Origin of the sequence: Streptomyces sp. f51, from assembly GCF_037940415.1 — a bacterium.
Lineage (GTDB): Bacteria > Actinomycetota > Actinomycetes > Streptomycetales > Streptomycetaceae > Streptomyces.
In genome coordinates, this window is record NZ_CP149798.1 from 2,017,829 (window position 1) to 2,040,704 (window position 22,876).

Consider the following 22,876-nt stretch of genomic DNA (forward strand, 5'->3'; position numbering starts at 1 on the left):
GTACGCGGTCACGACCGCGCGCCGGTGCCGTGACGGAGCCGGGACGCACCGCACCATGAGCATCAACTGCCCCTGCGGTCGCGTAAGGAGCCTTCCTTGCACCCTGTCCGCCGCGCCACGCCCCGGCGCTACCTCATGTGCCCCCCGGTGCACTTCGACGTCACGTACGCGATCAATCCGTGGATGAACCCGGCCAAGCCGGTCGACGTGCCGCTGGCCCTGGCCCAGTGGGAGGACCTGCGGGACCGCTACCGCTCCCTCGGGCACGCGGTCGAGGAGCTCGCTCCGCGCCCGGGTCTGCCGGACATGGTCTTCGCGGCGAACGGCGCGACGGTCGTGGACGGCCGGGTGCTGGGCGCCCGGTTCGCCTACCCGCAGCGCGAGGCCGAGGCGGCGGCGCATCTGGAGTGGTTCCGCGCCCGCGGTGTCGGGCCGGTCCGCGAACCGGAGCACGTCAACGAGGGAGAGGGCGACTTCGTCGTCACGGCGTCGTACCTGCTGGCGGGCCGCGGCTTCCGGGCGAGCCCGCTCTCGCACGGTGAGGCGCAGGAGTTCTTCGGCCGCCCGGTGATCGGCCTCGACCTGGTCGACCCGCGCTACTACCACCTGGACACCGCGCTCGCCGTCCTCGACGACGGCACGGACGAGGTCATGTACTACCCGCCCGCGTTCTCCCCCGGCAGCCGCGAGGTCCTGCGGCGGCTGTTCCCCGACGCGCTGACCGCCACGGAGGAGGACGCCGCCGCGCTGGGCCTCAACGCCGTCTCGGACGGTCTGCACGTGCTGCTGCCGCAGGAGGCCACGGGCCTGTTCGACCCGCTCAGGGAACGCGGCTTCGTTCCCGTCGGCGTCGACCTCGGCGAACTCCTCAAGGGCGGGGGCAGCGTGAAGTGCTGCACCCAGGAGCTGCGGGCCTGAGTCAGGAGGCGTCCCCGGGCGGCGGCCAGGCGTCGCCCCACTCGGCGTCGCGGGCCGCCTTGTACAGCGGTCCGTGGCGCTTGGTCACCGTCTCCCGGCGCAGCCGCTCGTCCGGCTCGCACAGGTCGAGCAGCACCTGCCCCTTGCGGATCTGCGGCTTGCGCACCACACGCGAGGGCGCCGGTTCGGGCGCGAGGCGGGTCGCCGCGACATAGCTGAACTTCTCGTCCTCGTAGGGCAGGGAGCCGCCCTTGACCTGGCGGTGCAGGGAGGAGCGGGCGACGCGGGCCGAGAAGTGGCACCAGTCCTGGCCGGGGACGATGGGGCAGGCCGCGCTGTGCGGGCAGGGGGCGGCGACGTGGAAGCCGGCGCCGATCAGGCGCTCGCGGGCGGCCAGCACCCGGGCGTAGCCGTCGGGGGTGCCGGGTTCGATGACCACGACGGCCGGGGCGGCGCTCGCGGCGGCGTCCACGACCGAGCCGCGGTCCTCCTCGGTGAGCTCGCCGAGGACGTAGGAGATCGTGACGAGATCAGTGCTCTCGATGGTGAGCGCCGCTCCGATACGAGAGCGCCGCCACTCGGCGCACTCCAGCTCCGGGTTGGCGGCGGCGATCTCCCGGCCGAGCGCGAGGGCCGGCTCGGCCCAGTCGAGCACGGTGACCGGGCGGACGCCCTCCCAGGTCGCGTTCACCGCCCAGGTGGCCGCGCCGGTGCCGCCCCCGACGTCCACGTGGCTGCCCGGCGCCCAGCCGGGCACCGCGTCCGCGAACGCCTCCAGCGCCGCGCACACCGCCTCGAAGGTCGCGGGCATCCGGTACGCGGCGTAGGCGGCCACGTCCGAGCGGTCCCGCAGGACCGGCGTGTGGGTCGGGGTGGTCCCCCGGTAGTTCACGATCAGCCGCTCGACCGCCTGCGCGGCGGCCTTGGGCGGCAGTCCGTCGAGCAGTCCGGCGAGGGCGCCGCGCAGGATGTCGGCGGGGGATGCGGGGGCGTTCACGGCCCGATTCTCTCAGGTGCCGCGGACCGCCCGGCGCAGCCGTGTGGCCGCCGCCGCCCGGGGCGCGTTGTCCGCGGGGCGGCGCCGGGGGTGGACCGTGTTGGCCAGCAGCACCAGGAACGTGTCCGTCGCCGGGTCCAGGACCAGCGAGGTGCCGGTGAACCCGGTGTGCCCGGCCGCGCCGTGGCCCGCGAGGGTGCCCATGAACCAGGGCTGGTCGAGGGCGAATCCGAGGCCGGGCGGGGTGAGGAGGAGTTCGACGAAGTCGGGCCCGAGGATGCGGGCGGGACCGTACGAACCGCCCGCGAGCAGGGTGCGGCAGAACACGGCCAGATCGCGTGCGGTGGAGAACAGTCCGGCGTGACCGGCCACCCCGCCCAGCGCCCAGGCGTTCTCGTCGTGCACGACGCCCCTCAGCATGCCCCGGTCCGCCTTGGCCCACGGCCGCCGCTGGTCCTCCGTGGCCGCCGCGCCGGGGCAGGGCCCGAAGCCGGTGGCGTGCATCCCGAGGGGGCGCGTGATGCCGTCGCGGACGAGGACGTCGAGTCCCCGGCCGGTGACGCGTTCCAGTACGTACTGGAGGAGGAGCAGGTTGATGTCGGAGTAGAGGTACTCGCCCGGCGGCGACGAGGGCGCCTCCGCCCGCAGCAGCGCCAGCCGGGACGCGTCGTCCGGGCAGTCGTACAGCGGGAGTTCGGGGCGCAGCCCGGAGGTGTGGGTGAGCAGCTGCCGTACGGTGATGCCGTGCCGGCGGGCCGCGCGGAACTCCGGCAGATACGCGCCGACGCGCGCCTCGATGCCCAGGGTGCCCCGCTCCAGCTGCTGCACCGCGGCGACCGCCGTGAACAGTTTGGTGAGGGAGGCCAGGTCGAAGGGCGTGTGCACGGTCATCGGCACACGTGCCGCCGGCGGCAGCTCGATTCCCCTGCCCTTCTCGGCGTCGTGGGCGGAGTAGCGCACGGCCCATCCCGCCGCCTCCTCGACGGCCATGACCGGGCCCCGCCCCGCGGCCACCACGACACCCGCCGCCCACGGGTCGTCCCCGCGGGTGAGGGCGCGGACCTCGTGGACCAGCTGCCGCAGTTCACCGGAGTCGAGTCCGGCCCGTTCCGGCGTGCCGGTCCGCAGTCTTGGCGCGCTCAGTGCTCCGCCCCTTTTCCGTTCGCAGTGGGTCCCGTCCGCCGGGGACGGCACAGTCCCACGAAGCAGCCCACGGCGACGAGGGCGGCCACCAGTTGGACAACGGCCATCGGGACGGCGGTGTGCTCCCCCGCCACGCCGACGAGCGGTGAGGCCACCGCGCCGATGAGGAAGGAGGTGGTGCCGAGCAGCGCGGAGGCGGACCCGGCCGTGTTCCGCACCCGCATGAGGGCGAGCGCCTGGGTGTTGGGCAGCGCGAGGCCCATGGCGGACATCAGCACGAACAGCGCGGCGGCGACCGGGGCCAGCCCGACCGGGCCGAGGGCGCCGGTGGACATCAGCAGCAGCGCGGTCGCGGCCAGGACGATCAGGGCCAGGCCGGTGGCGAGGACCTTCTCCAGGGCGACCCGGCCGACGAGCAGTTTGCCGTTGACCTGTCCGGCGATCACGAGGCCCACGGAGTTGGCGCCGAAGAGCAGGCTGAAGGTCTGCGGCGAGGCGCCGTACAGGTCCTGGATCACGAACGGGGAGGCCGAGATGTAGGCGAAGAGGGCCGCGAAGGTGAAGCCGCCGGCGAGCATGTACCCGGCGAAGACGCGGTCGGCGAGCAGCCGTCGCATGGCGCCCAGGGCCTCGCCGGCGCCGCCGGCGTGCCGGTCCGCGGGCGCGAGGGTCTCGGGCAGCTTCGTCCAGACGAGGGCCGACAGCGCGATGCCGACGGCGGTGAGGACCACGAACACGCCCCGCCAGTCGGTGAAGCGCAGGATCTGTCCGCCGATGAGCGGCGCGACGACCGGGGCGACGCCGGAGATCAGCATGAGGGTGGAGAAGAAGCGGGCCATGGCCACGCCGTCGTAGAGGTCGCGCACGACGGCCCGGGCGATCACTATCCCGGCCGCGCCCGCGAGCCCCTGGAGGAGGCGCAGGGCGACCAGGAGCCCGACGCCGGGCGCGAGGGCGCACAGGGCGGTGGCGACGACGTAGACGGCGAGTCCGGCGAGCAGTGGCCTGCGGCGGCCGAACCGGTCGCTCATGGGCCCGACGACGAGCTGCCCGAGGGCCATCCCGGCCAGGCACGCGGTGAGCGTGAGCTGGACGGTGGAGGCGGGGGCGTGCAGGGAGCGGGTGACCTCCGGCAGCGAGGGGAGGTACATGTCCATCGCGAGCGGGGGTGTGGCGGTGAGTCCGCCGAGGACGAGGGTGACGAGGAGTCCGGTGCGGCCCCGGGCGCCGGGTCCTGCGTGCGGTCGCGCCGCGGCGGGCCCGGCCGGCCGCGCCCCCTCGGCGGTCGCGGGTGCGGTGCCCGCGGTGGTTGCCCGCGGTATGTGCCCCCGCGGGTCTTCCTGGTCCCGCGTGGTGCGGCCACGCTCGGGCATGTGCCCCCCTCTCCGGATGATGCGGCCCCCTATGCTCTCAGTTCGGACAGCGGGTTCGGAGTCACGGATCAAGGGGCGGGCATGACGGGCGAGCGTGAACGCGTGCGGTGGGGGATTCTGGCGACCGGCGGGATCGCCGCGGCGTTCACGGCGGACCTGGTGGACATGCCGGACGCCGAGGTGGTGGCCGTCGCCTCGCGCTCGGACTCCTCGGCCAAGGCGTTCGCGGAGCGGTTCGGGATCCCGCGGGCGTACGGGGACTGGGCCTCGCTCGCCGCGGACGAGGACGTCGACGTCGTGTACGTCGCCACTCCGCACTCGGCGCACCGGGTCGCCGCCGGGATGTGCCTGGAGGCGGGGCGCCATGTGCTGTGCGAGAAGGCGTTCACGCTGAACGCGCGGGAGGCCGGGGAGCTGGTCGCGCTCGCCCGCGAGCACGACCGGTTCCTGATGGAGGCCATGTGGATGTACTGCAATCCGCTGGTCGGACGGCTGAAGGCACTGGTCGACGACGGGGTCATCGGTGAAGTGCGCACGGTGCAGGCCGACTTCGGCCTGGCCGGGCCGTTCCCGCCCTCGCACCGGCTGCGGGACCCCGCGCAGGGCGGCGGCGCGCTGCTCGACCTCGGCGTCTATCCGGTGTCGTTCGCGCAGCTGCTGCTCGGGGAGCCCTCGGACATCGTCGCGAGAGCGGTGCTCTCCGACGAGGGCGTCGATCTCCAGACGGGTGCGGTGCTCTCTTTCGAGAGCGGCGCTCTGGCTTCGGTGCACTGCTCCATCAACGGTGGCACTCCGGTGGCCGCCTCCGTCACCGGTTCCGCGGGCCGCGTCGACATCCCCGGCGGCTTCTTCTTCCCCGACCACTTCGTCCTGCACCGGGACGGCCGCGAGCCGGAGACGTTCCGCGCCGACCCCGCCGCCGGCCCGCGCAACAGCCTCAAGCACGAGGCCGCCGAGGTGATGCGCGCCCTGCTCGCGGGCGAGACCGAGTCCCCGCTCGTCCCGCTCGACGGCACCCTCGCCGTGATGCGGACGCTGGACACGATCCGGGACCGCATCGGCGTCCGCTACCCCGGCGAGACGACGGAAGCGACGAAGTAGCGCACCCGCTACGGCACTTGACGGAGCGTCGGCCGGACGCGGACCCGCCGCGCGTGCGGCGTGGCCGTCTCCCACGTATCGCGGAGACCAGCGGTTCACCAAGGAACGGCAAACGCCGCAACCCTCACATACGGAAGCCGAATCTCCGGAGCATATAAGCCGTTGGTGCGCTTATGCTCGTCATCTCCCCCCTCAGAGCTTCACAGTTGGAGCACACGACTTCGGTACGACCACGGTCCACACCGATGGGGGAGGTGGCAGCCGCTCCGCGGCCCGGGTGGGGGCCATCTCGCGCGGGACGCGAGATGTGCACCGGACCGCGGAGCGGCTGTCCCGTCGTCGTCCGCCCGTCAGCGGCGCCTGCGGCGGCCCTCCGCCTCGGCCGCCGGCTCCTCGGCCGCCGGCTCCTCCGCCGACCGGCGCCTGCGGTTGCGCAGCGCGAGCGCGCCGCCCGCGAGGAGCGCCGCCGCCGCCCCGGCCCCGCCGACCAGCCCCCACGGCGCGCCGTCCGAGTCCCCGGCCTCGGCCCGGGCCGGAGCGCCCGCCGCGGCCCTGGCCGCCTTGTGGGAGGGCGCCGCGCTCGCGCCGCCCGCGCTGAGCGGCTCGACCAGCGCGCCGACCGGCTCGGCGTGCGCGCCCTTGCCGAAGCCCCAGTCGAGCAGCTGGGCCGTCTCCTCGTAGACACCGCTGCCACCGCTCTTGGGGTGCATCACCGTGACGAGCAGGGTCCGCCCGTCGCGGGTCGCGGCGCCGGTGAAGGTGTTGCCGGCGTGGCTGGTGTAGCCGTTCTTCACCCCGATCAGACCCTCGTAGGGCCGTACGCCCCACGCGCCCGTCAGCAGACGGTCGGTGTTCTGGATCTGGAAGGTCTTCTTGCCGCCGGCCGGGAAGTCCGCGGTCTTCGTCGAGCAGTAGCCGCGGAAGGCGGCGTCCGCGAGACCGTGCCGGGCGAAGAGCGTCAGGTCGTAGGCGGACGACAGCTGGCCCTTGTGGTCGAAGCCGTCGGGGCTGACGACATGGGTGTCCAGGGCCTGGAGGTCCCGCGCGAGCGCCTGCATCTCGGCGACGGTGGCCGGGACGCCCCCGTTCATGTGGCTGAGCACATGCACCGCGTCGTTGCCGGAGCGCAGGAAGACGCCCTGCCACAACTGCTCGACGGTGTAGGTGATGCCGGGCTTCACCCCGACCAGGCTGGAGCCCGCGGGGACGTCGGCGAGGTCGGCGTCGACGACCTTGTACGTCTCGGTGCGCTCGAACTTCTTCAGCACGGCGTCCGCGAACAGCATCTTCAGCGTGGAGGCGGGCGGCAGCCGCAGATGCGCGTTGTACGAGGCGAGCACTTCGCCCGTGGTGTGGTCCGCGACCAGCCAGGAGCGGGCGGTGAGCCGCTTGGGCAGTCCCGACGCGCCGCTCGTCTGGACCCCGGGGCGGGCCAGTCTCGCGCCGCCGACCACCGTCGTGGCGTACGCGGTGCTGGCCGTCGCGGCGGCGAGGGGTACGGCGGCGGCGAGGCCCAGAGCGGCACGGCGGGAGAGGCCGGAAGAATCACGCATCCCGGGACCGTACAAAGTCCGTCCGGTAAGCCTGACAGCGGGGTCACAAAGAGAAGGAAAGACGATTCCAAAGCGGGGGCAAAACAGGGCGTGAGGGAACGGGCACATCCGTCGGCGGCTTCCGCCGGTCCGCCGTGAATACCCGCACGACCGGACCGCTCGCCCGTGGCGCGGGTCACTCAACAGGGCTTTCCTGGCATTGGGCCCTCGAAAGGCTGAGAATGGGCTGTCTGACCCAATATTGATTCCGGGGTCCGGATTCTCAGCCCGCACACATCCCTCGCTCAGCCCGGCGCAAAGGTTCCTCCCTAGCTTGTGACTGCGCCCACAGGGGGGCGCCAAGAACCTTTGAGGAACGGGATGTTTGGCATCTATCTCAAGCGTGAGCTGAGCCGGCGGAAAAAGGCGGCGCTGGTGATCGCCATGGGTCTGGCGCTCGGTATCGCGCTGGTCATCACCGTCAACTCGGTGTCGGCCGGCATGCAGCAGGCCCAGGACAAGGTCCTGAAGTCGCTGTACGGGCTCGGCACGGACATGACCGTCACCAAGGCCCAGGCGGCGCCGTCGGGCAGCTCCTCGGGCCGCCCCAAGTTCAACTTCGACGCCAAGTCGAGCGGCAGCAAGAAGCAGAGCTCGGACCGGGTGATGACCCAGGGCGGGCAGACGCTGAAGTCCTCGCTGGTCACCGAGGTCTCCGCGCAGAAGGGCGTGGCGAGCGCGGTGGGCTCGCTCAGCCTGAACGTCGTCAAGGTCGACGGCTCGTTCACCCAGGGCAAGGCGAAGTCCTCGGCGTCGAACGCGCAGGGCGGGCCCGGCGGCCAGGGCGGCAGCACCGGTATGCCCCAGGTGCAGGGCGGCGGCGCCTCCTTCGACGTGAACTCCTACTCCGTCGCGGGCGTCGACGTGGGTCACCAGGACCTCGGCCCGCTGGCCACCTCGAAGATCACCACGGGGAAGACCTTCACGTCGGCGCAGACCTCCGCGAAGGTCGCGGTGCTCAGCACGTCGTACGCCAAGGAGAACAAGTACAAGGTCGGCTCGACCCTCAAGATCTCCGGTACCGCGTACAAGGTCATCGGCATCGCGACGCCCGACAGCAGCGAGTCGACCACCGACGTCTACGTGCCGCTGAAGCAGGCCCAGACCCTCGGCGACGCCAAGAACAAGGTCACCACGATCTACGTCAAGGCCACCGACTCGAAGCAGATCTCGGCGGTCAAGACGACCATCCAGAAGAACATCGCCGGGACGACCGTCACCACCTCCGCCGACCTCGCGGACACCGTCTCCGGGTCGCTGTCCACCGCCTCGGACCTCGCCACGAACGTCGGCAAGTGGCTGTCCATCGCGGTCCTGGTCGCCGCGTTCCTGGTCGCGGCGCTGCTCACCTCCTCCGCCGTCTCCCGCCGGGTGCGCGAGTTCGGCACCCTGAAGGCGCTCGGCTGGCCCTCGCGCAAGGTCACCCGCCAGGTCGTCGGCGAGTCCGTCGTGAACGGTCTGCTCGGCGGTGCCCTCGGCATCGCCCTCGGACTCGCCGCGGCCTACACCGTCACCGCGATCAGCCCGAAGCTGACGGCGGAGCTCGGCTCCACCGGAGGCAGCGGCGGCCCCGGCGGCATGGGCGGCCCCGGCGGGCCGGCGGCCTCCGCGGCCAAGAACACCGTCGACATCGCCCTGTCCGCGCCGGTCTCCGTCACCACCATCGCGCTCGCCGTGGGCCTGGCCGTCACCGGCGGTCTGATCGCCGGCGCGATGGGCGGCTGGCGCGCCTCCCGGATGCGCCCGGCGGACGCGCTGCGCAGCGTCTCGTAACCCGCCCCCGGGCCCACCCCTCGGGTGGCGCGCCGCGTCCACTCCCCCGGGACGCGGCGCCCCCGCCCCCTTCATCCTCGGAGAACCTTCATGTACAAGCTCACCGGCGTCACCAAGCGCTACACACGGGGCAAGGAGACGATCGAGGCCCTGCGGGGCGTCGACCTCACCATCGAGGACGGCGACCAGCTCGTCATCCAGGGCCCCACGGGCGGCGGCAAGTCGACGCTGCTCCAGATGATCGGCGGGCTCGACCGGCCGACGGCCGGCTCGGTCGAGCTGGACGGCGTGGACCTCGGCGGCATCAGCGAGGCCAGGCTGACCCGGCTGCGGGCCGAGAAGATCGGCATCATCTTCCAGTCGTTCAACCTCATCCCGACGCTGACCGCGCAGGAGAACGTCGAGACCGCCCTCGTACCCCTCGGGGTCAAGCCCGCCGAACGGCGCGAGCGGGCCGCCGAGGCGCTGCGCTCGGTCGGTCTCGGCGAACGGCTCACGCACGTCCCGACCGAGCTGTCCGGCGGCCAGCAGCAGCGCGTCGCCATCGCCCGGGCCCTGGTCAAGAAGCCGAAGGTGCTGCTCGCCGACGAGCCGACCGGCAACCTCGACGAGGGCACACGCGACGACATCATGGGCCTGCTCGAAGGGCTGTGGCACGAGTACGGGCTGACCTTCGTCATGGTCACCCACGACTCGTCCATCGCCCGCCGCGCTCCGCGCCTCGCGACCATCAAGGCCGGGCAGATCAGCCTGACCGAGCAGGGTGACCGCCGGGCCCTCGCCGCACAGGACAGCCCGCTCCAGGTGCCCCGGCAGGGCCCGTACGCGCAACAGCCGTACGCGCCCGGGCAGTTGCCGCAGGAGCCGTACGGCGTGGCCCGGCACTCCTGAGCCCCGCGCCTCCCGGGCCGCTCACCGGACCCCGGTGGGCGGCCCTTCGGCGTTCACGCCTGGCCGGTCTCGAAGCGGCTGATCCGGCCGCCGTCCTCGACGGTGAAGGTCCACCTGGTCTTCATCTCGCCCCAGGTGTCGTTGCGGTACCGCACGAGGAGGCAACGCCCGCCCGCGGACTCGCTGTCGACGTCCATGTGGCCGCGCGAGGAGAAGATCTCCCGGTCGGTCCAGTCGCCGACGTCACGGTCTGAGCCGTCGTCCGACATGGTGGCGCCCGGAGCGAGCAGCGCCTCGAAGGCGGCCCGGTCGTGGGCGTTCACCGCGCTGACGAAGGCCCGGACCGCCGGGTCGCTGAGTCGCGTCACCTGAATGGTCATGGGAGCCACACTCACACCGGCCGCCCGCACCCGCCACCCGATCGGCGGCGCGAGTCCGCCGGTCCGCCCCGATCGGTGCGACGGTGGAGACCCGGGAGGGAACCGTTGCCGCTGCCTGGACTGGGAGTTCACCGTGACCTGTATCGACCGGCGTGATCTGGGACTGCTGCTGCTCCGTCTGAGCGCGGGCGGCGTGCTGGCCGCGCACGGAGCGCAGAAGCTGTTCGGCTGGTTCGGGGGCGGCGGCATCGAGGGCACCGCACAGGCCATGGAGGCGATGGGGTACGAACCCGGCAAGGAGAGTGCCAGGGCCGCCGGGCTCGCGGAGGCCGGCGGAGGCACCCTGCTGGCGCTGGGCCTCGCCACCCCCGCGGCCGGCGCCGCGGCGGCCGGCGCGATGGCGGGTGCGACGGCGGTGCACGCGCCGAACGGGTTCTTCGCGCAGGGCGGCGGCTTCGAGTACTCGGCCGCGCTCGGTCTGACGGCGGTGGGCCTCGCGGTGTCGGGTCCGGGGCGGCTGTCCCTGGACCATCTGACGTGCAACGTGCTGAACCGGGGCTGGATGGTGCCGATCGCGCTGGGCGCGACGGCGGTGGCCACCGCGGTCGTCGTGAGTGCCCGCAACAACCGGCTGCGCGAGGCGCGCGAGGGCAAGCAGGAGGCCCTGTTCGAGGAGTAGGAGTCGGCTCGCCTCCCCCGGGGGAGGCTCGCCCCATGGCGGATCACCTCGCAAGCGACGGCACGGACCCCTGGCCCACGATCGACCTGTTGCACGCCTGGCTGGACGCCGGACGGGCGCACGGCGGCCGGGAGGGGGTGCTGCTGCGGGTCCTGAAGCTGTCCGAGGAGGTCGGCGAGGTCGCCCAGGCGGTGATCGGCGCGACCGGCCAGAATCCGCGCAAGGGCGTGAGCCACACCTGGGACGACGTCCGTTCGGAGCTGTGCGACGTGGTGATCACGGCGATGGTGGCGCTGCGCACGCTCGCGCCGGACGCGCGCGAGGTCTTCGCCGCCCATCTGGCGTCCGTCGCCGGCCGTTCGCTCGGCGGGCCGTCGGCCGGGACGCCGTCCGGCGGCCGTTCGAGCGGTGGACCGTCAACTCCCTGACGGGGCCCCGTACATGCCTCCCTGACGGGGTCACGCACATGCCCTCCCTGACGGGGTCACGCACATGCCCTCCCTGACGGGGTCACGCACATGCCCTCCCTGACGGGGTCACGCACGTGCCCTCCCTGACAGGGCTCGTACATGCCTCAGGGCCCGGTCCCGGTCCGTGGACCGGGGCCGGGCCCTGAGGGCAGACGAGTCGGGCTGTACGCCGGGTTCTGTCGCCCGGTCGCCTCGCGGCGGCCGGGGAGACGGCCATCCATCTAGGGCCGGCGTTGCCGCCGGCCTCGTGCGGTCTACCCGCGGACTCGGGCGGGCAGCCCTCGAACGTCCGCGCAGAGCCGCCTTCCCTCGCGAGAGAGCGGCTCCTCTTGACCTTGCTCCGGGTGGGGTTTACCTAGCCGCCTGAGTCGCCTCAGGCGCTGGTGGTCTCTTACACCACCGTTTCACCCTTACCGTGAACCGGAGTTCACGGCGGTCTACTTTCTGTGGCACTGTCCCGCGGGTCACCCCGGGTGGCCGTTAGCCACCACCCTGCCCTGTGGAGCCCGGACGTTCCTCGGGAAGGTCCACAAGAACCTCCACGCGGCCGTCCGCCCGGCTCGTCTGCCGTGCCGACCATGGTACCGGGCGGGCGGGTCGCCGGGGACCGGCGGTGGCCGTGGCAAGGACGGAGCCCGCGAGGATGAGGGCGAAGGCGGCGAGGATCCCGGGCGTCAGGTGTTCGTCCAGGAGGAGGGCGCCCGCCGCGACCGCGACGGCCGGGTTGACGTACGTGATCACCGTCGCCCGGGTCGGACCCGCCTCCTTGATCAGTTCCAGGAAGGCCACGAAGGCGACGGCCGTGCAGATCACGCCGAGGCCCACGAGGGCGGCCAGGACGTGGCCGGACGGTATCGCCTGCGGCCGGGTGAGGGCCGCCGCGGGGGCGTAGACGAGTGCCGCCAGCGCCAGGCAGGGGGCCGTCAGATGCAGCGAGGGCACGTCCTTGAGCCGGCGGGCCACGATGAGCGGCGCGGTGGCGTAGCCGACGACCGTCAGCAGCACCTCGACCAGCGAGCGGGCGTCACCGCCGGTCAGGTGCGGTGCCGTCAGGACCGTGACCCCGGCGAGGCCCAGGGCGAGGCCCGTGAGGCGCCGGGCGCCGAGCCGTTCCGTGTCCCCGAGGAAGCGGGCCGCGGCCACGCCGACGATCGGCACACCGGCGATCAGCAGGCCCGCGGTGGAGCTCGACAGACGGCGTTCGGCGTCCGTCAGGGTCCACCAGGGGACCATGATCTCGATGACCGCGAAGGCCAGCATCGGCCGCCAGTGGGCCCGTACGGTCCGGGCGAGGCCGCCCTGACGGATCGCGAAGGGGAGCAGCAGCGCGGCGCCGACCGCGCAGCGGGTGAACACCACCACCGACGGGGACACCTCGTCCACCGCCACTTTGATCATCAGATAGGGGATGCCCCAGATCACTCCCATCAGGGAGAACAGAAACCAGCCGCGTGCAGTCATGCGGGCAGTCTCGGTCACCGGCCCGCGGCGCGTCTTGAACGCTGTTGCGCCCCGGGCGGGGGCGGGAGCACGCTCGCTCGGTACGCCGCGGGGGTCACCCCGAGCACCCGGCGGAACCAGCGGGTCAGATGCGCCTGGTCGGCGAAGCCCACGAGGGCCGCGACCTCGGCGGGGCGCAGTCCGGACTCCAGGAGCCTGCGGGCCCGGTTCACCCGGTGCTGGGCCAGCCAGGCGTACGGCGGTATCCCCGTCGTCGTCCGGAAGGCGCGCAGGAGCTGGTAGCGGGACAGTCCCAGGTCCAGGGCGAGGGAGGCCAGGGAGGGCGGGTCCTGGAGCTCGTCGGCCAGGCGGTCGCGTACGGCCTCGGCTATGCGCGCGGCGCCGGGGACCTCGTCGCGGTCCGGGCGGGCGGTGGAGTGGCGCCGGGTCAGCGCGGCGAGCAGCCAGGGGAGGCGGGACTCGGCCTCCAACGGGTCCGGGCAGAGGCTCAGTTCGGTGTGCGCGGCGCGCAGCGCGGCGGCGAGTTCGGGGTCGTCGAGCAGTCCTTCGCGGAAGTGCGGGAGTCCGCCGAGGGCGCCCTCGCGCAGCAGGGACGGCTCCGCGTACAGGGCGCGGTAGGCGTAGCCGTCGCAGGCGGCGGGGCCGCCGGTGTGCATCTCGCCGGGGGCCAGGACGACGATGGACCCCGGGCCGGTGCGCAGCTGGCCGCCCCGGTAGCCGATGAGCTCCGAGCCGCCGACGCTGACGCCGATGGTGAACTCGTCGTGGGCGTGCGGGGCGTAGCGGTGCCGGTCGAAACGGGCGGTCAGCAGGTCGAGCGGCCGGCCGTCCCGGCCGAGGGTGGCCCGGGTCCAGCGGGTCTCCTCTTTCCCGGAGAACCCGGTCGTGCCGCTGCCGGGGTGCTGGGCCGTGCCACTTCCGGGGTGCGTGGTCGTGCCGCTGCCCGGGTGCCTGGTCACGCCGTCCCCGGGGTGCCGGGTCGTGCCGCTGCCGGGGGGCTGGGCCGTGCCACTTCCGGGGTGCGTGGTCGTGCCGCTGCCCGGGTGCCTGGTCACGCCGTCCCCGGGATGCCGGGTCACGCCACTGCCCGGGAGCGTGGTCGTGCCACTGTCCCGGTGCTGGGCCGTGCAGCTCCCGGGGTGCGTGGTCACGCCGTCCCCGGAGTGCCGGGTCGTGCCGTTCCCGGCGTACTCGGTCCTGGCCACTTCTCCCCCTTGCCGCCCACCGTGGTCGCGCGCGTCGGCCGCGTTCGCTCTACGGAGCAACACCGGCGTCCCCCGTTTCCATGCCGGTGGCCGGGGCCGGGATCACGCGGGTTCGAACTGCGCCTTCGCCGTTCCGGGGTCCGCGCGGGTGAGCCGGACCCGCAGGCGTTCGCCCAGGGGCAGTCCGGTCGTACCGCCCGAGATCCGGGCGAAGACCGCCGGGGACTCCAGCTGCACGGTGCCGACGGTGGGGTCGTGTTCCTGCACGTCCACCACACAGGCTTCGAAGAGCTCACCGACCCGGTCCTTGAGGAGGGCGGCCTCCACGATGTCGACGCACTCACGCTCGACGGTGCCCGCGCGCCGGCTGCCCTCGGCCATCTCCTTGGGCAGGGCGTCGAGCGCCGCGAGGACCCACTCGGGGGTCGGCAGTCCGGCGGCGGCCGCGAGGCAGATCTCCGAGGCGTAGCGGTCGACGAGCCGCCGCAGCGGGGCCGTGCAGTGGGCGTAGGGCGCGGCGACGGCGGAGTGCGCGGTGACCTCGGGGAGCACGCCGTCCCTGAAGACGGTGTACCCGGCGCCGCGCAGCAGGGTCGTGCACTCCTGGAGGAAGGCCGCGTGGTGCGGCAGGTGCGGGTCGAGGGAGCGGACGAGCCGCGCGTACGAGACGTGGTGGGGCCAGTCGATGCGCAGGGCGCGGGCGGTGCGGCGCAGACGTCCGACGGCTCCGTCGGGCGCGGCGGGCAGGGTGCGCAGCACGCCCGTGCCGTGGTCGAGCATCAGCTCGGCCGCCGCCATCCCGGTGAGCAGGGAGATCTGCGCGTTCCAGCCGTCGGCGGGCAGCGGGGCGCGGTAGGCGAGTTCGTACGTCCCGTCCTTCTCGACGATCTCCTGCTCGGGCACGTTGAGCGAGATGCCGCCGCGCTCGACCTCCAGGGCCTCGCGCAGGGTGCCGATCTCCTTGAGCAGGGCGAGGGGTTCCTCCGCGGTCCCGTCGTCGATCCGGCGCTGCACGCCCGCGTAGTCGAGTTTGGCGCGGCTGCGGACGAGGGCGCGGCGGACGTCGGTGATCTCGGTGCGGCCGTCCGCGCCGAGGTCGATCGTCCACAGGACGGCCGGGCAGGTCTGGCCCGGCAGGAGGCTCGCCGCGCCCTCGGAGAGCCGGGGCGGGTGGAGGGGGACCTTGCCGTCGGGGAAGTAGAGGGTCGTCACGCGCCGGTGCGCCTCGGCGTCCAGGGCTCCGCCGGGCACCACGAAGGCGGCGACGTCGGCGATGGCGTACTGGACGCGGTAGCCGCCCCGCTCGCGGCGGGAGAGGTGCATCGCCTGGTCGAGGTCCTCGGACGTCGGCGGGTCGACGGTGAACAGGGGCAGGTCCGTCGCGTCGTACGCGGGCAGGCGGGCCGGAGGGCCCACTTCGGCGAGGACGTCGGCCGGGAAGATCCCGGGCACGCCGAGTTCGGTCCGCAGCGCGCGCAGAGCGGCTCGCAGCGGGGCCTGGGGGGCGCCGGTGACGCGGACGTGGCGGCGGGGCATGGGTCGAGCGTAGGCCGGGGGCACCTGTTGAGCACGCCGGGCGCCCTCCGGGCGAGGGGGACCGGTTCGGCCGGCCGGTGCGGGGACGGTGATGTCTGCGGGCGGCCGGGCGGGAGGCCGGTTCGAGGCCGCCGGAGCGGGGGCCGGTGACGCTGCGGGCGGCGGAGACCCGGATCGGGCTTGCTGGGCCGGCGGCGGTGAAGTCTGCGGGTGGTCGGGGGCGGAAAGGGGTTCGGGTGTACCCCGTAGGCTGGCGGCGGTCCGTATCCACCGTGAGGAGAACCCACCGTGCTCGTGCTGCTGCCGCCTTCCGAGGGCAAGGCACCCTCCGGCCGGGGAACCGCGCTCAAGCCGGAGTCGTTGTCCCTGCCCGGTCTCGCCGAGGCGCGACGGGCGGTCCTGGACGAGCTGGTCGAGCTGTGCGTGGCCGACGAGGACAAGGCCCGTGAGGTCCTCGGACTGAGCGAGGGCCTGCGGGGAGAGATCGCGAAGAACACGGAGCTGAGGACCGCGGGCACGCGCCCGGCCGGGGAGATCTACACGGGGGTCCTGTACGACGCCCTGGACCTGGCCTCGCTGGACACGGCCGCCAAGCGGCGCGCGGGCCGTTCGCTGCTCGTGTTCTCCGGGCTGTGGGGCGCGGTGCGGGTCACCGACCGGATCCCCTCGTACCGCTGCTCGATGGGCGTCAAGCTGCCGGGGCTCGGAGCGCTGGGCGCGCACTGGCGCACGCCGATGGCGGCCGCGCTTCCCGAGGCCGCGGGCGACGGGCTCGTACTGGACCTGCGCTCTTCGGCGTACACCGCGGCATGGAAGCCCAGCGGTGAGGTGGCGGGGCGGACGGCGACCGTGCGGGTGCTGCACGCGCAGCTGGTGGACGGGGTCGAGAAGCGATCCGTCGTCAGCCACTTCAACAAGGCGACCAAGGGCAGGATCGTGCGGAGCCTGCTCACCGCGAACGCCGCCCCGAAGGACCCGGCGGAGCTGGTGGAGGCCCTGCGCGATCTCGGACACACGGTGGAGGCGTCGGCCCCCGCCCGGGCGGGGCGGCCGTGGGCGCTCGACGTGATCGTGCGGGAGATCCACTGACCGGGCTCCGCTGAGCGAGGCCCCGTCAGGGCCCCCGCATCAGCGTTGCAACATGTGCAACGACCTTTGCGCATGCTGCACACCCCGGGCAGGATGAGGGCATGACTTCGCCGTCGCCCTCGCCTTGGCACGCCTCCGTCCTGGATCTCGCGCCCGTCGTCCCCGTCGTCGTGGTCGCGGACGTCTCCGACGCGGTGCCGCTGGCCCGGGCGCTGGTCGCCGGCGGACTGCCCGCGATCGAGGTGACCCTGCGGACCCCGGCTGCGCTCGACGCGATCCGGGCCGTCGCGGCCGAGGTGCCGGAGGCGGTGGTGGGCGCGGGCACGGTCCTGACGCCGGAGCAGGTGGCCGCGTCGGTGGCCGCGGGCGCCCGTTTCCTGGTCAGCCCCGGCTGGACGGACGGACTCCTCGCCGCGATGCAGGCGTCGGGGGTGCCGTTCCTGCCGGGGGTGTCCACGACCTCCGAGGTGGTCGCACTGCTGGAACGGGGCGTGCGCGAGATGAAGTTCTTCCCCGCGCAGGCGGCGGGCGGCACGGCCTATCTGAAGTCACTGGCGGGACCGCTCCCGCAGGCGCGGTTCTGCCCGACGGGCGGCATCGGCCCCGAGTGCGCGCCGGACTACCTCGCCCTCCCCAACGTGGGCTGCGTGGGAGGCAGTTGGATGCTCCCGGCGGACGCGGTCGCGGCCCGGGACTGGCGCCGGGTGGAGGACCTGGCCCGAGCCGCGTCGGCACTGCGCCGGTAGCCGCGGACCCACCGACCCGGCTCAGCTCAGCTCAGCTCACGCGGATGACCACCTTGCCGAAGGCCGCACCGCTCTCGTAGTGGCGGAACGCCTCCCCCACCTCGTCGAATCCGAGGACACGGTCGACGACCGGGCGGGTCCCGTGCAGTTCCAGGGCCCTGTTCATGGACTCGAAGTGGGCCCTGCTGCCCACGAAGACGCGGCGGATCGTGGCCAGACTCGACGCGTACGCCGTGTTGGAGATCTCGATTCCGGGCCTGCGCCCGTTGCCGGTGATCAGGAGCACGACCTGGCCGTAGAGCGCGGCGGCGCGCATCGACTGCTCGATGGTGTCGGGCCCGTTGGTCTCCACGATCAGGTCGGCGCCCCGGCCGCCCGTCAACTCCCTGATGACGCGCCCCCATTCGGGATGCTCGACGTAGTCGACGACCTGGTCCGCGCCGAGCGCCTTGACCCTGTCGGCCCTGGCCCTGTCCGACGTCGTCACGATCACCTCGGCGCCCAGCGTCTTGGCGAACTGCACGACGAAGAGGGACAGCGCGCCGGTGCCCAGGGTGAGCACGGTCTGGCCGGGGACGAGCGGCTCGCCGCCCGTCAGGGAGTGCCAGGCGGTCACCCCTGCGCAGGGCAGACAGGCCGCCTCCTCCCAGGTCAGATGGCCGGGAACACGCACCACGGCGTCCTGGCCAAGACAGGCGTACTCGGTCAGCATGCCGTCGAGGGTGGCACCGGGCTGGTCGAACCGGTCCGGGGTGATCCGTCCGTCGGTCCAGTTCGGGAAGTACGTGCTCGCCACCCGGTCGCCCACCGCGAACCGGGTCACCTCCGCGCCCACCGCGACGACCTCCCCCGCTCCGTCGCTCAGCGGGATCACGTCCGGCACGGCCTTGAGCGGGTAGGTCCCCCGCAGGATCAGCAGGTCGCGCTTGTTGAGGGAGACGGCACGCACGCGGACGAGGACGTCCCGGGGCCCCGGTTCGGGGACGGGCGACTCGCGCGGCACGATCCCGTCGACGGTGCCGGGGATTTCGAGGTGGTAGGCCCGCATGTCCGCTCCCTGAGTGGGTTCCCGAGTGGTCGCTTCCATGCTGGTGCGAGACGGATTCCCGCTCAATTCCCGCCGGGGTATGGCGCGTTCGGCGTGCCGCTCCCTGTGATGCCGCGGTGCCGCTCCGTGTGGTGCCGTGCCGCTCCGTATGGTGACGCCGACTCGCTCCGTGTGGTGCAGGCGTGCCGCCGTCGCGGGCGTGACGTACAACTGGTCGCATGACGAGCGGTATCTCCACCGAGCCCCCTCTCTTCGCCCGGGAGCTGTCGCGCTGGCGGCACGCGCGCAGGGTGAGCCAGCTGGAGCTCGCCTCCCGCGCGGGCACGACCCAGCGGTACGTCAGTTTCATCGAGCGCGGACGTTCGGTGCCCGGCAGGGACATCGTGATCAGGCTCGCCGAGTCGCTGGAGCTGACCCTGCGGGAGCGCAACGCGCTGCTCCTGGCGGCCGGTTACGCCCCCGCGTTCACCGAGTCGCCGCTCGACGCGGCCGCGCTCGAACCCGTACGCGAGGCGCTGGACGGCATCCTCGAAGGGCATCTGCCGTATCCGGCGGTGGTGACGGGGCCGCTCGGTGAACTCGTCGCCGCCAACGCCGCGTTGGACGTCCTGGCCGAGGGGGCGGCGCCCGAGTTGCTGGAACCGCCGGTGAACGTGCTGCGGCTGGCCCTGCATCCGCGCGGGATGGCCCCACGGGTGGTGAACCTGGACGCCTGGGGCCGGCACATCGTGGAGAACCTGCGGGCCCGCGCCCTGCGCAGTCCCGACCCCCGTCTCGACGCGCTGGTGCAGGAGTTGGCGCGGTACGTGCCGGCGAGCGAGCCCGGCGCGGATCATCTCGGGTTCGCCGTGCCGCTGCGACTGCGGTGCCCCGAGGGCGAGTTGAGGCTGCTCACCACGCTCACCTCGTTCGCGACCGCGGTGGACGTCACGCTCGCCGAACTCCATCTGGAGGCGTTCCTCCCGGCGGACCGGGAGACCGCCGGGATCCTCCGGGACCGTGCCGCCCGGCGGGGGTGAGACCGCCGTGCGGCGCCGGGACCGGATCGGCCGGGGTCAGCGCAGGTGCGAGGTGTCGTTGAACAGGCGGACGCTCGCGTTGCCGTCACCGTAGTACGCCACCGCCGACAGCGACGCCGCCGACAGTTCCATCCGGAACAGGGACTCCGGCGGGGCGCCGAGCGCCAGGCGTACGAGGGTCTTGATCGGGGTGACGTGCGTGACGAGCAGGACCGTGCGGCCGGCGTGGGCGGCGATCAGCTTGTCGCGGGTGGCCGCCATGCGGTGCGCCGTCGCGGCGAAGCTCTCGCCGCCGCCGGTCGGTTCGGCCTCCGGGGAGGCGAGCCAGGCGTTCAGGTCGTCCGGGTGGCGCTCGCGGACCTCGCCGAAGGTCAGCCCCTCCCAGGCGCCGAAATCCGTCTCGCGCAGGCCCTCCTCGACGGTGACGTCGAGGCCGAGGCGGGCGGCGACGGCCGCGGCTGTCTCGCGGGTGCGGGCCAGTGGGGAGGCCACGATGGCCTGGATGGTGCCGCGCGCCGCCAGTGCCGCGGCCACGCGTTCCGCCTGTTCCCTGCCCGCGTCGGACAGCGAGGGGTCGCTGCCGCCGCTGCCCGAGAACCGCTTCTGCGGGGTCAGGGGGGTCTCTCCGTGCCGGAGCAGGACGAAGGTGGCGGGGGCGCCCATGTCGGGGGGTGCGGTCCAGCCTGTGGCGGGGGTGGTGGCGGCCACGTTTCTCGCGGCCCGCTTGTCGTCGGCGGCCGCTCCGGACCGGTCGGTGTCACCCGGCCCTGCGGGCGGCCTGCCGGCTTCGCCGCCGGGCGACGGGGTGCCACCGGGCGTCGTCTCCCGGCTCTCGCCCGTCCCGGGCTGGTCGCGCAGTTCCCCGCGCCCCTCACGGGGCACGTGCGTGTCGCCCGGCGTCGTCTCCCGGGTGCCGGCCGTCGCGCGCTGGGCGCGCAGTTCCTCGCGCCCCTTGCGGGGCACGTGCGGGCCGGCCGGCGTCGTCTCCCGGCTCTCGCCCGTCCCGGGCTGGGCGCGCAGTTCCTCGCGGTCCTTGCGGGGTGTTTCTCCGCGGGTTTCCTTCAGGGCCGCTCGGGCTCTGGCCGCTCCTGCTGTCGCGTCGCCCGGTGGGGCCGTCGGGGCCGGTGGCGTGGGGCGGGTCGCGCGGGTGTTCAGGTCGGCGGCCGACGCGGACGGGGACCAGGTCTCGCCTCGCTTGCCGGCGTCCATCGCCTCGTTGGCCAGCCGGTCCGCGTGCTTGTTGCGTTCACGCGGGATCCACTCGTAGGTGACCTGGGAGCCCGGGAGGACCCCGGCCGCCCGTGCCGCCAGCGGCTTCATGTCCGGATGCTTGATCTTCCAGCGTCCGGACATCTGCTCGACCACGAGCTTGGAGTCCATCCGGACCCTGACCCGCGCGGTCGCGTCGAGCTCGCGGGCCGCCTCCAGACCGGCGACCAGACCGCGGTACTCGGCGACGTTGTTGGTGGCCACGCCGATGTACTCGGCGCGCTCCGCCAGCGTCTCCCCGGTGGCCGCGTCGATGACCACGGAGCCGTAGCCCGCGGGCCCCGGGTTGCCCCGGGACCCTCCGTCGGCCTCGACGATGAACTCCCGCACGAGCCGGACTCCCTACAGGCCGGACTCGGACGTGCGCACCAGGATGCGCTGGCAGTTCTCGCAGCGCAGCACGGCGTCGGGAGCGGCCGCCTTCACCTCGTTGACCTCGGTGATGTTGAGCTCCAGACGGCAGCCCTCGCAGCGGCGCTGGAAGAGCCGGGCGGCGCCGACGCCACCCTGCTGGAGGCGCAGCTTGTCGTACAGCTTGAGCAGGTCGGCGGGCACGGAGGCGGCGATGACCTCGCGCTCCTTGGTGATCGAGGCGGTCTCGCCGTCGAACTCCTCGAAGGCGGCGTCACGGCGCGCGGTCGCGTCGTCGATCTTCCCCTGGACGGAGGAGACCCGCTCGGTGAGCTCGGCGACCCGCTCCTGGGCGGACTCGCGGCGCTCCATGACCTCGAGGACGACGTCCTCCAGGTCGCCCTGGCGCTTGGCGAGGGAGACGATCTCGCGCTGGAGGTTCTCCAGGTCCTTGGGCGAGGTGACGGCACCCGAGTCGAGGCGCTGCTGGTCGCGGACGGCGCGCTGACGCACCTGGTCGACGTCCTGCTCGGCCTTGGTCTGCTCGCGGGCGCAGTCGCTCTCCTCGGTCTGCGCGGCGACGAGCAGGTCGCGCAGCTGGGTGAGGTCCTTGGTCAGCGACTCGATCTCTGCGTGCTCGGGCAGCGACCTCCGCTTGTGCGCGAGCTGCTGCGCACGGGAGTCGAGGGACTGGACGTCGAGAAGTCGGATCTGGTCGGCGGGCGCGGCGTTCAGTTGGGGGCTCCTGAGGTTTCGTTGTGTGAGGCCGCGTGGGCGGTCCAGGGGTCGGTGACCGTCCGGGAGACGTGGACGCGCAGTCCCCATCCCTTCCGGTCGGAGATCTCGTCGAGCTGGGCGGCGGCCAGCTCGCACCAGGGCCACTCGGTGGCCCAGTGCGCCGCGTCGAGCAGCGCGAGAGGACTGTGGGCGCGGGCCTCCGACACCGGGTGGTGCCGCAGGTCCGCGGTGAGGAACGCGTCCACGCCCGCGGCGCGCACGTCCTCGAAGAGGCTGTCGCCCGAGCCGCCGCTGACGGCGACGGTCCGTACGAGCGCGTCGGGGTCGCCCGCGACGCGGATGCCCTGCGCGGTGGCGGGCAGCCGCTCGGCGGCCCGGGCGGCGAGTTCGCGCACGGTCAGCGGATGGTCGAGCTCGCAGACGCGGCCGAGGCCACGGCGTCCCTCGGGGTCGGTGGTGTCCGGCACGAGGGGCCGTACGACCCTGAGGTCCAGGGCTCCGGCCAGCGCGTCGCTGACTCCCGGGTCGGCGCGGTCGGCGTTGGTGTGGGCGACGTGCAGCGCGATGTCGTTCTTGATCAGCGTGTGCACGACCCGGCCCTTGAAGGTTCCGGCCGCCACGGTCGTCGTGCCGCGCAGATAGAGCGGGTGGTGGGTGACGAGCAGGTCGGCCTCCAGCTTCACCGCCTCGTCGACGATGTCCTGGACCGGGTCGACGGCGAACAGGACGCGCGTGACCTCCTGGTCGGGGTCGCCGCAGACGGTGCCGACCGCGTCCCACCCCTCGGCCCGCTCCGGGGGCCACAGGGCGTCGAGCGCGGCGATGACTTCAGAGAGACGGGGCACGGGGAAAGGCTACCTGCCCCGGGTCCCTGTCCGGCCGGTCGCGGACCACGGACCCGTGCGGACCGGCGCCCGCGCGGCCGGCGGGCACACGGGACCCGCGCCGGGACGGCGGCGGGCACCCGGTTCCCGGCGTACGGCCCCGCACGGCTCCACGCCATCCTTCAGCACATCCGTCCCGTTCCCTCAGGCGAATACGGACACGGCCACCCTTATGTGTGAAGCAGCAGCCCGTCGCCTCCCCGCCTGTGCGTG

At 73.5% G+C, this 22,876-nt stretch carries 20 protein-coding genes, 1 other RNA gene and 1 pseudogene; 10 read left to right on the plus strand and 12 right to left on the minus strand.

Translation table 11 applies throughout. The features are described from left to right. The first annotated feature begins 96 nt into the window (after positions 1-96). Positions 97-918 (plus strand): dimethylargininase, encoded by an 822-nt coding sequence (ddaH, locus tag WJM95_RS08950; RefSeq protein WP_339129049.1) that lies wholly within the window; start codon positions 97-99, stop codon positions 916-918. Between the two features lies 1 nt (position 919). On the opposite strand, the gene WJM95_RS08955 is transcribed toward ddaH, so the two are convergent. Genes WJM95_RS08955 through WJM95_RS08965 form a run of 3 tightly spaced genes read right to left on the minus strand, consistent with a single transcriptional unit; the run spans position 920 to position 4,431 of the window. After that, complete coding sequence (locus WJM95_RS08955; RefSeq protein ID WP_339129050.1) at positions 920-1,915, minus strand: small ribosomal subunit Rsm22 family protein; 996 nt, start codon at positions 1,913-1,915, stop codon at positions 920-922. Between the two features lie 12 nt (positions 1,916-1,927). Further along, on the minus strand, positions 1,928-3,109 hold the full coding sequence (locus WJM95_RS08960) for a serine hydrolase domain-containing protein (protein WP_339129051.1): 1,182 nt from the start codon (positions 3,107-3,109) through the stop codon (positions 1,928-1,930). After that, positions 3,055-4,431, minus strand: a complete 1,377-nt coding sequence (locus WJM95_RS08965) for a multidrug effflux MFS transporter (protein WP_339129052.1) — start codon at positions 4,429-4,431, stop codon at positions 3,055-3,057. Before WJM95_RS08965 ends, WJM95_RS08960 begins: the two co-directional genes overlap by 55 nt. A gap of 81 nt (positions 4,432-4,512) precedes the next feature. Here WJM95_RS08965 and WJM95_RS08970 point away from each other — a divergent pair, with 81 nt between their 5' ends. After that, entirely contained in the window at positions 4,513-5,532 is a 1,020-nt protein-coding gene (locus WJM95_RS08970; RefSeq protein ID WP_339129053.1) for a Gfo/Idh/MocA family oxidoreductase, read from the plus strand. Between the two features lie 350 nt (positions 5,533-5,882). Here WJM95_RS08970 and WJM95_RS08975 read toward each other — a convergent pair whose 3' ends face one another. Then, a complete protein-coding gene (locus tag WJM95_RS08975; RefSeq protein WP_339129054.1) occupies positions 5,883-7,085 on the minus strand; it encodes a serine hydrolase in 1,203 nt (400 codons plus the stop codon). 360 nt (positions 7,086-7,445) lie between these two features. Here WJM95_RS08975 and WJM95_RS08980 point away from each other — a divergent pair, with 360 nt between their 5' ends. Together WJM95_RS08980 and WJM95_RS08985 are read left to right on the plus strand one after the other, a co-directional pair. Beyond that, positions 7,446-8,897, plus strand: a complete 1,452-nt coding sequence (locus tag WJM95_RS08980; protein WP_339129055.1) for an FtsX-like permease family protein — start codon at positions 7,446-7,448, stop codon at positions 8,895-8,897. A gap of 90 nt (positions 8,898-8,987) precedes the next feature. Continuing rightward, positions 8,988-9,659, plus strand: a pseudogene (locus tag WJM95_RS08985) (ABC transporter ATP-binding protein); the annotation flags it as partial. Between the two features lie 182 nt (positions 9,660-9,841). Here the strand turns inward: WJM95_RS08985 and WJM95_RS08990 are convergent. Beyond that, positions 9,842-10,168 carry a nuclear transport factor 2 family protein gene (locus WJM95_RS08990; protein ID WP_339129056.1) on the minus strand — a complete coding sequence of 109 codons (327 nt, stop codon included), beginning with the start codon at positions 10,166-10,168 and terminating at the stop codon, positions 9,842-9,844. Positions 10,169-10,301: 133 nt separating this feature from the next. Between WJM95_RS08990 and WJM95_RS08995 the strand changes: the two genes are divergently transcribed. Together WJM95_RS08995 and WJM95_RS09000 are read left to right on the plus strand one after the other, a co-directional pair. Continuing rightward, positions 10,302-10,847 (plus strand): DoxX family membrane protein, encoded by a 546-nt coding sequence (locus WJM95_RS08995; protein WP_339129057.1) that lies wholly within the window; start codon positions 10,302-10,304, stop codon positions 10,845-10,847. A 35-nt stretch (positions 10,848-10,882) separates the two neighbouring features. Then, positions 10,883-11,275, plus strand: a complete 393-nt coding sequence (locus WJM95_RS09000) for a MazG-like family protein (RefSeq protein ID WP_339129058.1) — start codon at positions 10,883-10,885, stop codon at positions 11,273-11,275. A 191-nt stretch (positions 11,276-11,466) separates the two neighbouring features. Here WJM95_RS09000 and rnpB read toward each other — a convergent pair. Next, an RNA gene (gene rnpB, locus WJM95_RS09005) (RNase P RNA component class A) lies at positions 11,467-11,880 on the minus strand. Between the two features lie 551 nt (positions 11,881-12,431). Here rnpB and WJM95_RS09010 point away from each other — a divergent pair. Next, positions 12,432-12,620 carry a hypothetical protein gene (locus WJM95_RS09010; RefSeq protein WP_339129059.1) on the plus strand — a complete coding sequence of 63 codons (189 nt, stop codon included), beginning with the start codon at positions 12,432-12,434 and terminating at the stop codon, positions 12,618-12,620. Between the two features lie 172 nt (positions 12,621-12,792). Here the strand turns inward: WJM95_RS09010 and WJM95_RS09015 are convergent, their stop codons facing one another. Then, on the minus strand, positions 12,793-13,590 hold the full coding sequence (locus tag WJM95_RS09015) for an AraC family transcriptional regulator (protein ID WP_339135427.1): 798 nt from the start codon (positions 13,588-13,590) through the stop codon (positions 12,793-12,795). Between the two features lie 495 nt (positions 13,591-14,085). After that, on the minus strand, positions 14,086-15,519 hold the full coding sequence (locus WJM95_RS09020; RefSeq protein ID WP_339129060.1) for an RNB domain-containing ribonuclease: 1,434 nt from the start codon (positions 15,517-15,519) through the stop codon (positions 14,086-14,088). 288 nt (positions 15,520-15,807) lie between these two features. Between WJM95_RS09020 and yaaA the strand changes: the two genes are divergently transcribed. Together yaaA and eda are read left to right on the plus strand one after the other, a co-directional pair. Next, entirely contained in the window at positions 15,808-16,608 is an 801-nt protein-coding gene (yaaA, locus tag WJM95_RS09025; protein WP_339129061.1) for a peroxide stress protein YaaA, read from the plus strand. A 101-nt stretch (positions 16,609-16,709) separates the two neighbouring features. Next, positions 16,710-17,354, plus strand: a complete 645-nt coding sequence (gene eda, locus WJM95_RS09030) for a bifunctional 4-hydroxy-2-oxoglutarate aldolase/2-dehydro-3-deoxy-phosphogluconate aldolase (RefSeq protein ID WP_339129062.1) — start codon at positions 16,710-16,712, stop codon at positions 17,352-17,354. 31 nt (positions 17,355-17,385) lie between these two features. Here eda and WJM95_RS09035 read toward each other — a convergent pair whose 3' ends face one another. After that, complete coding sequence (locus tag WJM95_RS09035) at positions 17,386-18,402, minus strand: NAD(P)-dependent alcohol dehydrogenase (RefSeq protein WP_339129063.1); 1,017 nt, start codon at positions 18,400-18,402, stop codon at positions 17,386-17,388. A gap of 218 nt (positions 18,403-18,620) precedes the next feature. Here WJM95_RS09035 and WJM95_RS09040 point away from each other — a divergent pair, with 218 nt between their 5' ends. Then, positions 18,621-19,421, plus strand: a complete 801-nt coding sequence (locus tag WJM95_RS09040; RefSeq protein WP_339129064.1) for a helix-turn-helix transcriptional regulator — start codon at positions 18,621-18,623, stop codon at positions 19,419-19,421. Positions 19,422-19,457: 36 nt separating this feature from the next. On the opposite strand, the gene WJM95_RS09045 is transcribed toward WJM95_RS09040, so the two are convergent. From WJM95_RS09045 to WJM95_RS09055, 3 genes are read right to left on the minus strand one after another with little or no spacing between them, the layout of a single operon-like run. Then, entirely contained in the window at positions 19,458-21,020 is a 1,563-nt protein-coding gene (locus WJM95_RS09045) for a bifunctional RNase H/acid phosphatase (protein WP_339129065.1), read from the minus strand. A gap of 12 nt (positions 21,021-21,032) precedes the next feature. Then, positions 21,033-21,776 (minus strand): C4-type zinc ribbon domain-containing protein, encoded by a 744-nt coding sequence (locus WJM95_RS09050; RefSeq protein ID WP_339135429.1) that lies wholly within the window; start codon positions 21,774-21,776, stop codon positions 21,033-21,035. After that, entirely contained in the window at positions 21,773-22,624 is an 852-nt protein-coding gene (locus WJM95_RS09055; protein WP_339129066.1) for a Nif3-like dinuclear metal center hexameric protein, read from the minus strand. The genes WJM95_RS09050 and WJM95_RS09055 overlap by 4 nt, the downstream gene beginning before the upstream one ends. Positions 22,625-22,876 lie beyond the last annotated feature (252 nt).

What these genes read in the sequence shown, in the direction of transcription:
- WJM95_RS08965 (WP_339129052.1), bottom strand. Translation starts at nt 4,431, where the DNA reads ATGCCCGAGCGTGGCCGCACCACGCGGGACCAGGAAGACCCGCGGGGG.
- WJM95_RS08970 (WP_339129053.1), top strand. Translation starts at nt 4,513, where the DNA reads ATGACGGGCGAGCGTGAACGCGTGCGGTGGGGGATTCTGGCGACCGGC.
- WJM95_RS08975 (WP_339129054.1), bottom strand. Translation starts at nt 7,085, where the DNA reads ATGCGTGATTCTTCCGGCCTCTCCCGCCGTGCCGCTCTGGGCCTCGCC.
- WJM95_RS08980 (WP_339129055.1), top strand. Translation starts at nt 7,446, where the DNA reads ATGTTTGGCATCTATCTCAAGCGTGAGCTGAGCCGGCGGAAAAAGGCG.
- WJM95_RS08990 (WP_339129056.1), bottom strand. Translation starts at nt 10,168, where the DNA reads ATGACCATTCAGGTGACGCGACTCAGCGACCCGGCGGTCCGGGCCTTC.
- WJM95_RS09000 (WP_339129058.1), top strand. Translation starts at nt 10,883, where the DNA reads ATGGCGGATCACCTCGCAAGCGACGGCACGGACCCCTGGCCCACGATC.
- WJM95_RS09020 (WP_339129060.1), bottom strand. Translation starts at nt 15,519, where the DNA reads ATGCCCCGCCGCCACGTCCGCGTCACCGGCGCCCCCCAGGCCCCGCTG.
- eda (WP_339129062.1), top strand. Translation starts at nt 16,710, where the DNA reads ATGACTTCGCCGTCGCCCTCGCCTTGGCACGCCTCCGTCCTGGATCTC.
- WJM95_RS09035 (WP_339129063.1), bottom strand. Translation starts at nt 18,402, where the DNA reads ATGCGGGCCTACCACCTCGAAATCCCCGGCACCGTCGACGGGATCGTG.
- WJM95_RS09040 (WP_339129064.1), top strand. Translation starts at nt 18,621, where the DNA reads ATGACGAGCGGTATCTCCACCGAGCCCCCTCTCTTCGCCCGGGAGCTG.